The 16,603-nt window shown below is 32.0% G+C and carries 19 protein-coding genes and 1 tRNA gene; 14 read left to right on the plus strand and 6 right to left on the minus strand.

Annotation, left to right across the window (positions count from 1 at the left end):
• Positions 1–7: 7 nt before the first annotated feature.
• Positions 8–1,243 (plus strand): MDR family MFS transporter, encoded by a 1,236-nt coding sequence (locus ABD766_RS12975; RefSeq protein ID WP_344817080.1) that lies wholly within the window; start codon positions 8–10, stop codon positions 1,241–1,243.
• 14 nt (positions 1,244–1,257) lie between these two features.
• Here the strand turns inward: ABD766_RS12975 and ABD766_RS12980 are convergent, their stop codons facing one another.
• Positions 1,258–1,830 carry a hypothetical protein gene (locus ABD766_RS12980; protein ID WP_344817081.1) on the minus strand — a complete coding sequence of 191 codons (573 nt, stop codon included), beginning with the start codon at positions 1,828–1,830 and terminating at the stop codon, positions 1,258–1,260.
• Positions 1,831–2,025: 195 nt separating this feature from the next.
• Between ABD766_RS12980 and ABD766_RS12985 the strand changes: the two genes are divergently transcribed.
• Entirely contained in the window at positions 2,026–2,934 is a 909-nt protein-coding gene (locus ABD766_RS12985) for a hypothetical protein (protein ID WP_344817082.1), read from the plus strand.
• 39 nt (positions 2,935–2,973) lie between these two features.
• Here the strand turns inward: ABD766_RS12985 and ABD766_RS12990 are convergent, their stop codons facing one another.
• The 4 genes from ABD766_RS12990 to ABD766_RS13005 all read right to left on the minus strand — a co-directional run bounded on the left by ABD766_RS12990 (position 2,974) and on the right by ABD766_RS13005 (position 8,088).
• The gene (locus tag ABD766_RS12990) at positions 2,974–4,980 is read right to left on the minus strand and encodes a protein-disulfide reductase DsbD family protein (RefSeq protein ID WP_344817083.1); all 2,007 of its coding nucleotides are present in this window, start codon (positions 4,978–4,980) and stop codon (positions 2,974–2,976) included.
• Positions 4,981–6,288: a tRNA lysidine(34) synthetase TilS gene (gene tilS / locus ABD766_RS12995; RefSeq protein WP_344817084.1), complete on the minus strand. Its 1,308-nt coding sequence runs from the start codon at positions 6,286–6,288 to the stop codon at positions 4,981–4,983.
• A 73-nt stretch (positions 6,289–6,361) separates the two neighbouring features.
• Positions 6,362–6,751 carry a hypothetical protein gene (locus ABD766_RS13000; RefSeq protein WP_344817085.1) on the minus strand — a complete coding sequence of 130 codons (390 nt, stop codon included), beginning with the start codon at positions 6,749–6,751 and terminating at the stop codon, positions 6,362–6,364.
• Positions 6,752–6,798: 47 nt separating this feature from the next.
• Complete coding sequence (locus ABD766_RS13005) at positions 6,799–8,088, minus strand: anthranilate synthase component I family protein (RefSeq protein ID WP_344817086.1); 1,290 nt, start codon at positions 8,086–8,088, stop codon at positions 6,799–6,801.
• A 201-nt stretch (positions 8,089–8,289) separates the two neighbouring features.
• On the opposite strand from ABD766_RS13005, the gene ABD766_RS13010 reads away from it, so the two are divergent.
• From ABD766_RS13010 to ABD766_RS13025, 4 genes are all read left to right on the plus strand, one after another.
• Positions 8,290–9,192 carry a DUF4349 domain-containing protein gene (locus ABD766_RS13010; RefSeq protein ID WP_344817087.1) on the plus strand — a complete coding sequence of 301 codons (903 nt, stop codon included), beginning with the start codon at positions 8,290–8,292 and terminating at the stop codon, positions 9,190–9,192.
• Between the two features lie 99 nt (positions 9,193–9,291).
• Positions 9,292–9,672, plus strand: a complete 381-nt coding sequence (locus ABD766_RS13015) for a DoxX family membrane protein (RefSeq protein WP_298306140.1) — start codon at positions 9,292–9,294, stop codon at positions 9,670–9,672.
• 68 nt (positions 9,673–9,740) lie between these two features.
• Complete coding sequence (locus ABD766_RS13020; protein WP_344817088.1) at positions 9,741–10,247, plus strand: hypothetical protein; 507 nt, start codon at positions 9,741–9,743, stop codon at positions 10,245–10,247.
• Between the two features lie 108 nt (positions 10,248–10,355).
• Complete coding sequence (locus ABD766_RS13025; protein ID WP_298306146.1) at positions 10,356–10,496, plus strand: SsrA-binding protein; 141 nt, start codon at positions 10,356–10,358, stop codon at positions 10,494–10,496.
• On the opposite strand, the gene ABD766_RS13030 is transcribed toward ABD766_RS13025, so the two are convergent.
• Positions 10,493–11,005, minus strand: a complete 513-nt coding sequence (locus ABD766_RS13030) for an adenine phosphoribosyltransferase (protein WP_344817089.1) — start codon at positions 11,003–11,005, stop codon at positions 10,493–10,495. The genes ABD766_RS13025 and ABD766_RS13030 overlap by 4 nt on opposite strands.
• A gap of 71 nt (positions 11,006–11,076) precedes the next feature.
• Between ABD766_RS13030 and ABD766_RS13035 the strand changes: the two genes are divergently transcribed.
• The 8 genes from ABD766_RS13035 to ABD766_RS13070 all read left to right on the plus strand — a co-directional run bounded on the left by ABD766_RS13035 (position 11,077) and on the right by ABD766_RS13070 (position 16,439).
• A tRNA-Arg gene (locus tag ABD766_RS13035) sits at positions 11,077–11,150 on the plus strand.
• Positions 11,151–11,425: 275 nt separating this feature from the next.
• Positions 11,426–11,899, plus strand: a complete 474-nt coding sequence (locus ABD766_RS13040) for a hypothetical protein (RefSeq protein WP_344817090.1) — start codon at positions 11,426–11,428, stop codon at positions 11,897–11,899.
• 32 nt (positions 11,900–11,931) lie between these two features.
• Positions 11,932–12,669, plus strand: a complete 738-nt coding sequence (locus ABD766_RS13045; protein WP_344817091.1) for a prolipoprotein diacylglyceryl transferase — start codon at positions 11,932–11,934, stop codon at positions 12,667–12,669.
• Positions 12,659–14,047 carry a radical SAM protein gene (locus tag ABD766_RS13050; RefSeq protein ID WP_344817092.1) on the plus strand — a complete coding sequence of 463 codons (1,389 nt, stop codon included), beginning with the start codon at positions 12,659–12,661 and terminating at the stop codon, positions 14,045–14,047. The genes ABD766_RS13045 and ABD766_RS13050 overlap by 11 nt, the downstream gene beginning before the upstream one ends.
• Positions 14,048–14,272: 225 nt before the next feature.
• A complete protein-coding gene (locus tag ABD766_RS13055) occupies positions 14,273–14,452 on the plus strand; it encodes a hypothetical protein (protein WP_298305277.1) in 180 nt (59 codons plus the stop codon).
• 101 nt (positions 14,453–14,553) lie between these two features.
• Positions 14,554–14,748: a hypothetical protein gene (locus ABD766_RS13060; protein ID WP_298305273.1), complete on the plus strand. Its 195-nt coding sequence runs from the start codon at positions 14,554–14,556 to the stop codon at positions 14,746–14,748.
• Between the two features lie 10 nt (positions 14,749–14,758).
• On the plus strand, positions 14,759–14,947 hold the full coding sequence (locus ABD766_RS13065) for a hypothetical protein (protein ID WP_344817093.1): 189 nt from the start codon (positions 14,759–14,761) through the stop codon (positions 14,945–14,947).
• 100 nt (positions 14,948–15,047) lie between these two features.
• Complete coding sequence (locus ABD766_RS13070) at positions 15,048–16,439, plus strand: TlpA family protein disulfide reductase (RefSeq protein ID WP_344817094.1); 1,392 nt, start codon at positions 15,048–15,050, stop codon at positions 16,437–16,439.
• The last annotated feature ends 164 nt before the right edge of the window (positions 16,440–16,603 follow it).

Consider the following 16,603-nt stretch of genomic DNA (forward strand, 5'->3'; position numbering starts at 1 on the left):
ATGATTCATGTTTAAAAACGCTTTCCGCAAGTATATCGATAATTTTAGAGGGTTTCGAAGAGAAGTTTGGATACTTACTTTGATAACCTTTATCAATCGTGCTGGAACGATGGTTTTACCGTTTTTATCAAAATATTTGTATGAAGATTTACATTTTTCTGAATTACAAATTGGAAACATTTTGGTTTGTTTCGGATTAGGTTCTATGTTAGGCTCATGGCTTGGCGGAAAATTGTCGGATAAAATCGGATTTTATAAAATAATGATTTTCAGTTTGTTTGTTAGCGGATTGATGTTCTTTGGTTTACAATATATTACAAGCTATATCGGACTTTGTATTGCTGTATTTTCAATTATGGTGGTTGCCGATATGTTTCGTCCTGCTATGTTTGTTTCTATTGGCGCGTATGCCAAACCTGAAAACAGAACGCGTGCCTTGACACTAGTTCGTCTTGCAATCAATCTCGGATTTGCAGCCGGACCTGCTTTGGGCGGATTAATTATTATGAACATTGGTTACAAAGGACTTTTTTGGGCAGATGGTGCTACTTGTATTATCGCAATTTTAATCTTTTGGATGTTAGTAAAAGAAAAGAAAAAACCTGCAGAATCTAAAGAAACTAAAGCTCTTTTAGAAGCAAATCGAGAATCTGTTTTTAAAGACAGACCATTTTGGATTTTCTTATTTATGTGTGTCATCACTGGCGTTTTGTTTTTTCAATTGTTTACCACGATCCCATTATATCATAAAAAACAGTTTAATTTAAATGAATTGCAAACTGGTTTATTGCTAACACTGAATGGTGTTTTAGTTTTCTTTTTAGAAATGCCAATCGTGAGTTATATCGAAAGAAATAAATTAGACAAAGTAAAAATAGTAACCATTGGTTGTTTCTTAATGACAATTAGTTTGTTCTTACTTTTAATCAACTTTTGGGCTGGAGTATTAATCATTATGATGTTGTTTATGACAGTAGCTGAGATGTTTGCTTTTCCATTCTCCAATTCATTTGCAATTAGTCGTGCGCCCAAAGGTCATGAAGGTCGTTATATGGCCATTTTCACCATGAGTTTTAGTGCTGCACATATTTTGAGTGCCAAAATCGGAATGGGTGTTGTTGCTGCCTATGGATACCAAATGAACTGGTTATTCATGGGAATTCTGGGATTAATCGGAACTGCTGCCGGTTATTGGGTGATGCAACTAGTAGCAAAGGAAAAATTAAAAGTTGAAAATCAATAATTAATAATTTTTAATTATCCTAAAAACCTTCTTCTTATTTCTTGAAAAGTTTGATTTGTAGTAATCATTTCCTCAATGATTTCTTTTCTTAAAACATCAATATTTTCATAGTTTAGATACTTTGCCCAAGCAGTTTCTTCAAATAAAGTGCGTATTTGCTTAATTAATTTTGTTGTTTCTGAGGATGATCTTAAAACTTTATCGGAAGAATAATTTAAACTTTGTTTGTGATAAAAATTCACCGTTTTAGACTCATAATCAGCTTCAAGAAAATACATTTTATCTACATCATTATCTGAATAAAAATCAGACCAATTGGCATAACCAAGTTTCGTTCTATTGGGATTTGGCACTTCGACTGCGCTCAGTGTGACAGCAGAATTTGAAACCAATCTCCATTTGCAATTGGCTACTCTACTCCAATGATTAGACAAACGATAGACTCCATTTTCGACAAAATAATAACAACTACCCGATTTGCTTTTGTAATTTAATTTCAAATCTTTAATTGCATCTACATCGACTTCTTTGAAAATACAAAAAGTGTATTTGTGAAAATTGGTTTTGTTGTACGTTTTAATTGGCATGAATTAAATTCTTGTTTGCGCAAAAGTACTATATTTTTTTTGCCACTGATTCAACAGATTTTTACTGATTGTTTTTTAAGTCCTAAATTTTACATAAAAAAAGTTAAAAAATTGTAAATCTATATCCGCTGAAATAGACAACTTTATAAATTTGTTTTAGAATTTTATCAATCAATAAATCAAATAACAAATCTTATGAAAACACAGTTTAGAAACTTTGCTTTTGTACTTCCTGCTTTTGTTGCACTTCTTTTTAATCAGAATGTGGCTTTGGCACAACAAAATCCGTTTACTTGGAACAGTCAAGCCAATAGTGATGACATTGTAATGACTTGGAACAAGAATACGCCAGAAAGCGAAATGAAAGACGACATTAAAGCTATGGCTGAAAATGGTATTACTATTAAATATTCTGGTGTAAAACGAAACAGCAAGGAAGAAATTACTGCTATTAAAGTAGAATATTCTGATAGAAAAGGAAATAAAGGCAAAATGGAATTGGATAATGCAAATCCAATTGCAACCATCAAATTCTTCAAACAAGGAGATACAGTTGGATTTGGTGAACCAACACACGGAAATGACTTCTTTGCTGGAAACCCTATGATGGGAGGTTTTGCAGGTGCAGATGACATTATGAAACGTTTCAACTTTGGTGGTGACAAGAATTCTCAATCGTACAGTTTTAGTTTTCCAAATGATGGTGATGGAATGAGTAAATCGAAATCACGCATTCAAATTCAAAAAGATGGTAGAAAACCATTGGTTATTGAAGACGGTGTAGTTATTGAAGGAGCTGATGATTATTCTGTAGAAGAGATAGAAGAAATCAAAAAGAACCACAAATTTGAATTCTCTGATGGTTTTGGAAATAACTTAGGCGAAAAGCAATTTGATTTCAGAAGCAATGAAGGCTTAGAAAACTTCAAAAAGCAAATGGAAGAAATGAAATCTTCGTTTGGTGGTTCTTCAAAAGATTTAGACAATACTAAAGAAGAAATGTTAAAAGCAAAAGAGGAAATGATCAAAGCAAAAGAGGAGCTAGAAAAAGCAAGAAAAGAATTAGAGAAATCTAAAACGTCAACTAAGACAAAGAAAGCGTAATAATAAAAAATCCCATCTAAATAAAGATGGGATTTTTTATTATTTTTTAAAATTTACAATTCCTTGTTTCAACCAATTCTCATACAAAGCAACATCAGGATCATAACTTGTAGTTGGTGTTACCTTATTCAAATTATTACCTTTATTGTCAACCAATACGTATAATGGTTGCGTATTAGTGTTGTATTTAGTAATCATAAAATCGGTCCATTTATCTCCAATCGTTTCAATTTCAGCTCCTGTTGATTTAGAAACAAACTGCTCTTCTTTTGGCAACGGACGTTTGTCATCGGCAAATAATGAAATTACAACAACATCGTTCTTTAATATTTTTAAAACTTTTTCTTCAGACCAAACATTGTTTTCCATTTTTCTACAATTCACACAAGCGTGTCCTGTGAAATCTAATAATGCTGGTTTCTTTACTTTATTAGCATAAGCCATTCCTTCTTCATAATCTGTAAAAACTACTATACCATGCGGACCAAGTTCAGCGCCTTCTGGTAATTTTTCTCCAGTACCATTAGACGAACCTCCTACTCCATTCGGACTTTCACTGTAAGTTTCTGGTGGTGGAAATGCACTGATTAATTTTAAAGGTGCACCCCAAAGACCAGGAATCATATAAATGGTAAAAGCTAATACTGTTAAAGCCAATCCTAATCGTCCTACAGAAATATGAGTTATTGGTGAATCGTGAGGCAATGTGATTTTTCCAAATAAATAGAAAGCCCAAGCTCCAAAAATAGCAATCCAAATTGCTAAGAATGTTTCTCTTTCAAAATAATGCAATTGCAATACTAAATCAGCATTTGATAAAAATTTGAACGCCAAAGCTAATTCTAAAAATCCTAAAGATACTTTTACTGTATTCAACCATCCTCCAGATTTTGGTAGCGAGTGCATCCAACCCGGAAACATAGCAAAAAGCATAAAAGGTAAAGCCAAAGCTGATGAAAATCCTAACATCCCAATAATTGGCGCAATACCTCCTTTAGAAGCAGATTCCACCAAAAGAGTTCCAACAATTGGTCCTGTGCAAGAGAACGAAACTATTGCCAAAGCTAATGCCATGAATAAAATTCCAACAATACCTCCTCTGTCAGCTTGTCTGTCTACTTTATTTGCCCATGAGTTAGGCAACATGATTTCAAATGCACCCAAAAATGAAGTTGCAAATACAACTAATAGCACAAAGAAAATAATATTAAACCAAACATTGGTCGAAAGCGCATTCAAAGCATCGGCTCCAAAAATACCTGTAACTGCTAATCCTAAAACAACATAAATTCCAATAATTGAAATACCATAAATAATAGCATTTCGCTTTCCTTGAGCTGGAGTTTTACTTTGTTTAGTAAAGAAACTAACCGTCATAGGAATCATTGGGAAAACGCAAGGAGTTAACAATGCTGCAAAACCTCCTAGAAATGCTAGAAAAAATATTGTCCAAAGTCCTTTTTTCTCTTCTTTTTTAGGAGCAACTTTTGCTGCTGTTTCTATAGCAGCTTTAACTTCCGTTTTAGTAGTGTCAACAGTTGTTGTTGGTGCTACTTTGGTTGTATCTACAGCTGGAGTAACTACAGCTGCTGATTCTATTACTGGAATAGCAAAACTAAAATCTTTATCATCATTAATACAACCATCTTTACAAACTTGATAATCAACGTTTAGAAGTATTTTACCAACTTTAGGATTGGTTATTTTTACTTTTTGAATCAGTGTAAACTTCTTTTCAAAATAGTATTCATCTACTCCAAAATCGGCATTGAATTGTTTTTTGTAAGGACTTTCTTTTGCCTTGCCTACCAATTCATAATTTCCTTTTTGGTTTTTAAATTCTAAAACAATTGGTAAAGGTCCATCTTCTGGAGTAAATTGAGAATAGACATGCCAACCTTCTTCAATAGTCGCATTCATAACCAAATTAAACTCAGTTTCGGATACTTTTTCTACTTTAGATGTCCAAGTTACTGGCTTTTTTATTTGCGCATTTATATTGGTTAAAACCAAAAAAGCAATCAATGTGTAAAAGAAATTCTTCATTTATTGAATGGTTATTTTTAAATTTTTAGTGGTGTTTGAAGTTGCTTTAAATCGTTCATCTTGTCGCATTCCAATTATCCAAATAATTTGATTATCAGAACATAACAACCATTGATTTGACTTTTCAATCAACGATAATTTCTCGTCCTTAAAATACTTGCTAACTTTCTTTTTACCAAGCATTCCTGCAGGATAGAAAAAATCGCCTTCTTGCCATCTTCTCAAGACCAACGGAAACAACAATTTTTCTTCATCGACAAAGATACTATTTGAATTTGATTCAGAAATGTCACCTACGTTACAAAACTCAAATTTTAAGGGAATATTAACTTGGCTTACATTTTTATCTATCAAATAAACGTCGGTTGCAGTGACTTCCTCTTTCAAAGATAAAATCAAACAATCTCTAACCTTCAATAAACAATAGTGTTCTGAAAAAATCTGTTTGCCTGATTGTGCCTCAACCAAATTATAGATATCATCCCAAGCTGTAAATCCATAATTTTTAAGCCATTGAAATAAATAAGCTTTGTAATTGGGCAATTTCAACAACTCTTGCAATTGAAATTTTAACAAATTCTTTTCCTCTTTAACTACAATTTTGTAAACCAATTTAGAAGCATCATCTACCAAAGATTGTGCTTGTTTCAAATGTTCTAAAGTGTTTTCAAAAGAAGCTAACAAATTAGGATGCAATTCTTTTAAAACCGGAACCACATCATGACGCAACTTATTACGCAAATATTTATCGGAAGCATTACTTGAATCTTCTCGCCAATTAATCTCATTTGCTTTTGCATAAAGTTCGATATCTAATCGAGAGAAAGACAATAACGGACGAATGATTCGATCATTTTGATTGGGAATTCCTGTCAGTCCATCCAATCCTGTTCCTCTGCTTAAATTGATTAAAAAGGTTTCTAAACTGTCATCTAAGTGATGAGCTGTCAATAAATAATCAAAGTGTTCTTTATCTAAAAGTTCATAAAACCATCCATAACGTAGCTTTCTAGCTGCCAACTGAATGGAAAGTTTATAATCTTCAGCAAACTTTGCAGTATCAAATTTTTGAACAAAAACTTCTATTTGCCTTTCATTACAAAAAGAAGTCACAAAAGCTTCATCACCATCACTTTCCTCTCCTCGAAGCTGAAAATTGCAATGAGCAACAGCAAAATCATACTTTAATTGATGTAGTAAATGCACCAAAACCATACTATCTATTCCGCCACTTGTAGCCAAAAGAAGCTTCTTTTCCTTTAGAAAAGGAAAGTTTTTTTGTAAATGATTTTGAAATTGGTGTAGCATTTATAGTATCAAAACGCTAAAGTACTAATAATAAAAGTTTGACGAAAAGAACTCATCAAACTTTTATTGTTATTTATAAAGAAGCAACTCGTTCTAGGGTTTTGGTAAGTTCTTCGGTAGTTTTTGAAATCGGAATCGATTCTACGATTTTTTTAGTTCTTGCATCAACAAAGAATAGAATTCCTGAAGAACGCAACTTTACAAATTCTAAGCCATTGGCTTTCAAAATTTCTGCAGAAGCAGCTTTGGTTTCTTTATTAGTTATATCATTTGTTAAAACTGTCATACTATTGCTATCTACTTTTGATAGGAGTTCGCTAACAACTCTATCTTCGTTTTTAATACAAGTAGAACACCATTTTGCTTTAACCAAAACCACATAATATTTAGGAGAGGTTTGAGCAAAAAATGAAGTAGTAAACAGTAATACCGCCAACACTATTAGTTTCTTGAAATTCTTCATAACACCTTTTTTAAATTGTAAGATTGCGCTAAGTTAAACATAAAAAATTAATTATTTTGTAAGGTATCTAACATTGCTTTGGCTTTTAACAAACATTCGTCGTATTCCTGCTCTGGAACTGACTTTGAAGTTATGGCGCTTCCTACAGAGAATGAAACGTATTGCAATTTTTCATTGTACAAAATGCTTCTTATGACTACGTTAAAATCAAAGTCACCATTGGGAGTAAAATAACCTACTGCACCACTGTACAAACCTCGCTTTGTTTCTTCTAAATCTTCAATGATGTTCATTGCCGAAATCTTTGGAGCTCCAGTCATACTTCCCATTGGAAAAGTAGTTTGCAACAACGCTGTTGACGATGTAGTGCCTTCAACCTCTGAGACAATAGTTGAAATCATTTGATGCACTTGTTTGAAGGTGTAAATGCCACACAACTCTTCTACTTGAACCGAACCTCTGGTAGCAGTTTTAGACAAATCATTACGAACCAAATCAACAATCATGATGTTTTCTGAACGTTCTTTCTCGTTATTGGAAAGCTCTTTCTTTAGAAGCGCATCTTGCTCTAAATCAAAACTTCGTCTTGCTGTTCCTTTGATGGGTTGGGAAATCACTTTATTACCTTCTCTTTTCAAATAACGCTCTGGAGAAGCACACATTAAATAATCGGTGTTGTTTTTGAAATATACTGCAAATGGTGGCTCCGAAATGGCATTCAATTTTTGATAAATGGTAACTGGATTTATTATCGCATTTTCAGCATAAAACTCCATACAAAAATTAGCTTCATAAATATCGCCACGATGAATATGATGCAACATTTTGCCAACTTTAGAAAGATAATCTTCTTTAGAAATGCGTTGCTGTATAGCTATTTCCGAATGTTGGGTACTGAAAACAGAACACTGGTTGATTTCATCAATATCCGAAGTCATTTCATCATCACACAAATACAAATAGTGCAACTCTAGTTGATTTCCTTTCAATAAAAACAACTTTTTGGGCTGAAAGAAAAACAAATCAGGAAAGTGCAAACCATCATAATTATTGGAATGTAAATCTTCGATATCGTTTTTTAAATCGTAGGATAAATAACCAAACAACCAATCGTTTGACTGACTTTGATATTGATGTAAATCTTCAAATGACTTATCAAAATCAGTTTTTATTGAGGTAAAAGCATCAACGGCAACTACACAATCATAATTGGAATAGTGTTGATGGTATTCATTAGAATCTAAAAAAACCACTTCTCTAAATTGATTGGACCACAACAAAAGCTGTTGCTTGAATAATTTAGGGTTTTCAATAGTTCTAGATTGGATTGTTCTCAAAGGAAATTTTATTTTTTCAAAATTACAACAAAAAATATTTTGAGCTAAAATTATAATTTCATTTTTTTTGGCACGATTTTTAGACTGCAGAAAATAGGCACAATTACTTCACTTAAAATTAAATTATTATTGATAATAAAACTACTTATATCTTACTAGTTAAATACAATTATCTAAATAATAACTTTAATTTTAATTTCTATGAACAAAACCACCAAATTCGTATGGGCAGTGTTACTTATGGGCACTGTTGTTGCTTGCAAACAAGCAGAAAATGAAAACGCAACCGAAGCGGCTTACGACCAACCAAGTGCTTCTGCTGATTCAACAAGTGTAATTTCTTCTTCAGCTGCTGTTGAGCCCAAGAACAGTAATCGAAAATTTGTTAGAACCGCCGACATCAAATTCAAAGTCAAAAACGTAGCCAAATCAACTACAATTATTGAAGACGCTACAACGAAATTTGGTGGATTTGTAACCTACAGCAACCTGCAAAGCCATATAAATGAGGAAGACAAAACCAAAGTAAGTCCCGATAGTACGCTTGTTACCACAAAATATACTGTTGACAACAATATTACTATTAGAGTTCCTAACACCCAATTGGATACTGTTGTAAAAAGTATAGCTAAGCAAATTGATTTTCTAAACTTTCGCGTTATTAAAGCCGACGATGTTACGCTTCAAATGTTGTCTAATAAAATGGCTCAAAAAAGAAGTACTGCTACCGAAAAGAGAATTGCAACTGCTATTGATGAGAAAGGTAAAAAACTAAATCAAGTTATTGATGCCGAAGAAAATTTAGACACCAAAAAAGAACAAAATGATGCTAAAACAATAGAAAACTTATCCTTGCAAGACCAAGTGAACTTTAGTACACTAACACTGCAAATCTATCAAGATCAAACCGTCAAACAAGAAATGGTTGCCAATGAAAAAAGCACCAACGCCTATCGTCCGAATATCGGACTTCAGATTTGGGATAATTTAAAAACTGGTTGGTTTATTTTAGAAAACATCATTTCCTTTGTAGTTGTGCTTTGGCCTTTTGCTCTTATGGCCTTCTTAGGATATCTGGGTTATAAAAAATATTTGAAAAAGTAAATTTGAATTACAGTCTCACAGAACCACTCTTAGGAGTGGTTTTTCTATTTGAAATAAAATTTATTATCTTTGAGAAACTAACCAATAAATTTTAAAACTATGAGAATTGCAATTATTATTGTGAGATTACTACTTGGTGGCATGATGTTGTTTGCTTCCATTTCCTATTTCTTTAATCTTGGACCGGCACAGCCTCAACCCACTGGTGACATGGCTACACTAATGGCAGGTTTTATGGCTTCTAAGTACATTTTCCCTGTAGCAAAAACAATTGAACTGTTGGCAGGATTGACTATAATTTCAGGAAAATTTCTACGATTAGGGATTATTGTCCTACTTCCTATTAGCATCAATATTTTTCTTATTCATGCGGTAGTTACTAAAACAGATTTACCAATGGCAACAGCAATTTTATTGGCAAACGTTTTCTTAATTTACGCAAACTGGAACAGCTACAAACATTTATTTGAGTGGAAATAAGAACAAAATGTCTCTGAATTTGAAGACTTTATTTAAAGTATAGTAGCAATTTTACCAAAACCTAACAAATGAGATATTTAATAACCTTTCTTACAATAACTACTCTTCTTATGTCAAATTTTTCATTTGGTCAGAAGGGAAAAAACTATAGTTATTTAATTGATTGTTTTAAAAATTATTCCACTGAAAAAGGTGAAAGAACAATAAATGGAATTGGTAATGTGGAAGAAATTGCTCTAAGTTCTAATGAGCTCAATGAAACTGGGATTTTATACTTTGAAATTCCAAAAAATAAAAAAGGCAAGTCACTTTTAAAATTAGCTGAATTGGTGACGAATGATTATATAATAACTTGGAAAAACAATTCAAAAGTCCTAGTTAATCAAAAATACGAAAACACTAATGCTTGTATAATTGATTTGAGACTTCATATTAAAATTGAAAATATTTACATGCAGGTAATTGTTATAAATGATGGTGAAAAGATTTATCAGATAATGTGTTTTAGAGATACTGCAGATGAAAATTATTTCAATTCATTAATAGATAAAATAAAAGAGCAAAACTGCTTATAAAAACTATTTTAATTTATTTCATACCAATGAGCTCGATACTATTTCGGGCTCATTTTTTATTATTCCAAACTAAATAAAACTAAAAAACTATCTTTGCAGAAAAAAGTGATGTACAAAGTCTTAGCTAAAATAAACAAACTTTTACTGCCAAGTTTTACCAAACAGCAATTGGATTTGGCTAAAGCTAAAAAGTGGCAAATGGCGCTTATTGCATATCGTTACTATGTAACTTGTCGTGCCATTGACTAATACGTCATCGCAGCAAAAATTTCATTGTCTCCCAATTTATCTCTTCCGTGAAGGAAAGTTAACTCCATTAGAAAATTGCATTGCACTATTTCTCCGCCTAAGCGTTCTACAAGTTCGCAAACGGCTTTTGCTGTACCACCTGTTGCTAAAACATCATCATGAATTAAAACCCTATCGCCTTTTTCAATTGCATCTATGTGTATTTCTAGAGTATCGGTGCCGTATTCTAAATCGTAAGTAGCTGAGATAGTTTCGTAAGGTAATTTCTTTGGTTTTCGCACAGGAATGAAGCCTACATTTAAAGCTTCGGCTAATAAGATTCCGAAGAAGAAACCTCTACTTTCTACTCCAATTACTTTATTAATTTGCTTGTCTTTTAGGGTTGAAAGAAGTAATTCAAGCGTTTCTTGTCTTGCAATAGGGTTACTTAGTAAAGGTGTAATGTCTTTGAAACCAATTCCTGGCTTCGGAAAATCCTGAATATCACGGATGTATTTTTTAAGTGGCATAATTTTTAAATTTAATCCTCGTTTTGATTTGCAAGTTACACATTTATCTTTATATTTGCACCCACAAAAAAGGCCTCGTGGCGCAACTGAATAGCGCATCTGATTACGGCTCAGAAGGTTACTGGTTTGAATCCAGTCGAGGTCACTCAAGAATGGAAAGCTCTGACGATAGTCAGGGCTTTTTTTGTATCCCATTTTTAATTTTGAGCTTGCTCAAAGAATTAAAAATGGGATACAAAAAAAGTTTTTCAATCGCAGATTGAAAAAAGCTTTTCATTTCCACTTCGGAGCTCATTCTGGAACTTGCAAAGCAAAATCCAAAAAAAAATACAGATTGAAAAAACCCGATAGCGCGGATTTGAAATCCGTGCTCACAATAGAAATTAAAACTAAGAGTTCGAAAAACAAGCATCTAACAAAATGAAAATAATTCATTTAACATCAGTTTTCATACTATTTTATCAATCATTTTATGGACAAGAAAAAGTTGATTTTGAGCAAAAAGCTTTTGATTTTTATAAAGATTCAATACTACCTAAAACTTCATCAAAAATTAATTTTGTAGTTAAGGTTCAAGATTACAACTATTGGGAATCAGACTGTTCACAAAAATTAAATCTTAAATGGCAAGATACAATTGTTAGTGGAACAAATAATTTGGATGTAAAAGATATAATTATAGCTGAAGACAAAAAATTTAAAAAATTTAAGCACTTTAAAAAAGGTGATTATCCAAAAACTTTTGTTATAGCTAATCTAAAAAAAAGTGAAAACCAAAACTTTGTCACTATTGTTGAAACCTATAAAAATGAAGTCATAAGTTATCTTTTTGAAATGGATATTTATGGCAAAATTAAAAATTGGTGTAAAGGAAAGTGGATTGGAGAAAATTAAAGTTTTACATTAGCTAAAATTTAAAAACCTTTATGACTTTTCCTTTTCAGTTTGATTTCTTTGGCGAAAAAGTATATTATCATTTTATATTTGAAACCTTAGCGTTCTTTATTGGTGTTCGATTGTATTACTACCACAAAAAAGGAATAACCGATACCATTTCCGATATCAATCGCCTTTGGATTATGTTGGGCTCGATGGTTGGTGCGCTAGTTGGTTCGAGAGTTTTGGCAATGCTCGAAAATCCTTCGGAAATTGCGAATCAAACCTTACTTACTTTTTATCAAAACAAAACCGTTGCTGGAGGATTTCTCGGCGGATTGTTTGGCGTAGAACTTTTTAAGAAATTTATTGGTGTCAAAACCGCTTCTGGAGATATTTATGTGATTCCGATAATCGTAGCGCTTTTCATTGGAAGAATCGGTTGTTTCTCAATGGGAATAGCCGAACCAACCTACGGAATTGAAACCACTTTCTTCACTGGAATGAATCTTGGTGATGGTAAATTGCGTCATCCTGTGGCATTGTATGAAATGACGTATATGATTTTGCTTTTGCTTATTTTCAGAAAAATAAAAAATGTAAATTTAATCAACGGCGACCGATTCAAACTCTTCATGGTTTTATACTTTTTGTATCGATTTTCCGTTGAATTTATAAAACCGTATCAACCTTTATTCTTACATTTGAGTAGCATTCAATGGAGCGCGATTTTTATATTTGTTTATTATTATAGATTTATTTTAAGATTGTTTAATTATGCCAAATAGACCTTACATATATTACGATTACACCAAATCACTTTGTCCAACTTGTTTAGAATTGGTCGATGCCAAAATTGTATTTCAAGACGAGAAAGTTTGGATGCTGAAGCATTGCAAAACCCATGGCGATTCTCGTTCCATGATTGCGGACGATGTAGAATATTACAAACAAATTAGAAACTACAACAAGCAATCGGAAGTGCCTTTAAAGTTCAATACCAAAGTGCATTATGGTTGTCCGTATGATTGTGGTTTGTGTACCGATCACGAGCAACATTCGTGTTTGTCGATTGTAGAAGTTACCGATAGATGTAATTTGGCTTGTCCAACTTGTTACGCTTCGTCTGCACCAAATTATGGCCGTCATCGAACGTTGGAAGAAATTGAAAAAATGTTTGACGTAATCGTTGCCAATGAAGGCGAACCTGATGTGGTTCAAATTTCTGGTGGCGAACCAACGGTACATCCGCAGTTTTTTGAAATTATGGATATTGCAAAAAGCAAACCTATCAAGCATTTGATGTTGAACACCAACGGAATTCGAATTGCAAAAGATATTTCATTTGTAGAAAAACTCGCAAGTTATATGCCTGATTTCGAGATTTATTTGCAATTTGATAGTTTCAAACCCGAAGTTTTAGAAAAATTACGTGGTGAAGATTTAACCGAAGTGCGAAAGCAAGCTATAGAAAATTTGAATCATTTTAATCTTTCAACAACCTTAGTAATTACGTTACAAAAAGGCGAAAACGATGACGAAATTGGTAAAATTCTTGAATATGCAACGAAGCAAAAATGTGTACGTGGTGTAACGTTTCAACCAACGCAAGTAGCTGGACGAAATGACAATTATGATGATGCAACCGGAAGAATTACGTTGACCGAAGTTCGTAGAAAAATCTATGAGCAATATCCAATTTTTACACCACAAGATTTGATTCCTGTGCCTTGCAATCCTGATGCTTTGTGCATGGCGTATGCGTTGAAAATGGATGGTGAAGTGATTCCGATGACTCATTTGTTAAATCCAGAAGATTTATTGAATACTACCAAAAATACTATCGTTTATGAAAACGATGAAGATTTGAAGAACCATTTAATAACGATGTTCAGTACCGGAATTTCGGTTGATTGCGCTGAGGATACTTTTGGAGAATTAATGTGTTGTTTGCCTAGAGTGCAATCGGATAATTTGCATTACGAAAATTTGTTCCGAATCATCATTATGAACTTCATGGACGCTAGTGATTTTGATGTCAGAGCCGTAAAGAAATCATGCATTCATATTGTAGACAAGCGCTACAAATTAGTACCATTTGAAACGATGAATTTGTTTTATAGAGATAATAAAATTGAGGAAATTAGAGAAAAATTAAATCGATAGTATGGAGTTTATCTTTAATTTAGTTCTAGTAGTGATTTTGGTTTGTGTAATTACTTTTTTTACAGGCGTAGTAAAACTATTTCAAAATAAAGATTCGAATTCGACTGCCATCAAAATGATTTTATTTTCTTTACTAACGATTATCATTATTCTAATTATAGGAGTCTCAGCTTGTTTTTCAACCTTAAGTTTAGGCGGAATGCATTAATACTTAACACTACCAAAATGATTTTTATACTAGTCGGACTTTTGTCTTTCGCAAGCTTGATAGGCTTATTGGTTGGATTTATTTTAGTCTTATCAAAAAAAGAGCAATCTAAAAAAGACGGAATACAAATTTTACAATATTCCGTAATAGGATTAATTATTGGTTTTGGTGCATGTGCTGTACTTTTAAATGGTTAAATAATATGAAATCGCCATTAACATCAAGTTTGTTGCAAACAAATATCAAAATATTAAGAGGCGATACCATATATGACCTCTAACAAATAAATTTTACATATATGAAAGAGACATTAGTAACAATTGGTATAATTCTAGCAATAATAAGTGTTATGGCATTTGTTGTTGGGTTCGTTATGATCTTTTTTGAAAGTAGAAGAAAATTAGGATTAAAAGTTATGCTTTTTTCTGTAATAGGATTTATCATTGGTTTTGGAACTTGTTTTGCTAATTTTTCATTGGGAGCGATGCATTAAATTAAAAAAAATGGAAGTTTTCTTACTTATATTACTTTTTATACTATTAATAATCAGCCCAATAACTTTACTAATTGGTTTGTATAAAGTGCTTTTTCAAAAAGAAGATAAAAAGTTTGGAATTCAACTACTTATCTACTCTTTAATTGTATTGATTATTGGATTTAGTTCTTGTATAGCCTTTGATGTAAATCCATAATATCGTGAAGGATTTAACTTTAACTAATGATTAACAATGTTTTTAGATACAACATTCTACATTTGTTTTGAAATATGTTTTTGATAAAAGTTTGCCCCGAATGAAATCATTTCTAATACCTACACTTCTTCTAATACTGATGAGTTCTTGTAAAAAAGAATTTTCTGGTGATAATTATGTTGCCTATTTTGGTGGAGAAGTTGCAAATCCGAACAATCCTTATGTCCTTTTTTGCAAAAACAATGAAGTAATTGATACTATTCCGTTAAACAAAGACAATACTTTTTTTAAAAAATTTGATTCACTTGCACCAGGTTTATATTCGTTTAAACATGAACCAGAATACCAATATGTTTATTTTGATAAAAATGACAGTATAAAAGTTCATATTGATTCTAAAGATTTTGACGAATCTATTATCTTTTGTGGAAGAGGTGATCGAAAGAATAATTTCTTAATGGAAATGTATTTAAGAAATGAAAAGGATAAGAACAATATGTTTGAAACCTTTGATTATCCTTTTGAAAAATTCAACAAGTATATCAATAAAACGAATTCTGAAAATGAAAAATTCTACAAATCAAGAAAAGAAGAAATAAAATGGAGCGACGAATTTGATGTGTATGCAAGTGGTATCGTTAAATTTCCTCATTATACCAAAAAAGAAATCTATCCTATCATTCATAAAATGAGAACTGGAGAGGATGTTTTATCTAAATTGCCAAAAGATTATTACGCTTTTAGAGATCAAATAGATTACAGCAATGAAGCTTTAACAGAATTTTCTCCATTTGTAATGTATCTTGACCATATGCTTAATAATGTTGGAGCAATCAATTATCATAATCATTTTTCTGATTGTGATTTGGCTTTAAAAATGAACATCAACAAATTAAACATTGCCGATACCTTAATAAAAAATGAAAAAGTAAAAAATATTGTTTTAAATAACATCGCTTTCCGTTATTTAATGGAAGATCAAAATGTAGTCAATAACACAGAATTTCTGAAAACTTATCATAAATATTCAACCGATAAGAGTAAGAAAAATGAAATTCTGAAAATTGGAAATGCTATACAACTACTAACAGAAGGTAAAAAATTACCAGAAGTTCAATTGGTAGATTCTAAAGGCACAAAAATATCTTCAAATGATTTAATAAAGAAAAATACGGTACTTTTCTTTTGGTCAGAAAAGCTTAACTCTCATTTAATTGCAGCTCACAAAAAAGTTTTGGCACTAAAATCTAAATATCCAAATTATAACTTTATTGCCATAAATCTTGATGATAACACAGAGCAATGGAAAACCGATTTAAAGAAATACAACTTTGGAAATATAACGGAATTAAAATGTGTAAATTTTGAAGACATAAGAGCTAAATGGGCGATTACAAAAGTACACAGAACTATAATCGTAAATTCTGACAAGACCATTAAGAATGGTTTCACCAACATGTTTGAAGTCAACTTTGAGGATGAATTGAAGTAGAGTTCAGTGTTCAGTGTTCAGTGTTCAGTGTTCAGTGTTCAGTGTTCAGTGTTCAGTGTTCAGTGTTCAGTGTTCAGTGTTCAGTGTTCAGTGTTCAGTGTTCAGTGTTCAGTGTTCAGTGTTCAGTGTTCAGTTTATAATACAAATTTCGGAAATATAGAAAA

Origin of the sequence: Flavobacterium cheonanense, assembly GCF_039539185.1 — a bacterium.
Lineage (GTDB): Bacteria > Bacteroidota > Bacteroidia > Flavobacteriales > Flavobacteriaceae > Flavobacterium > Flavobacterium cheonanense.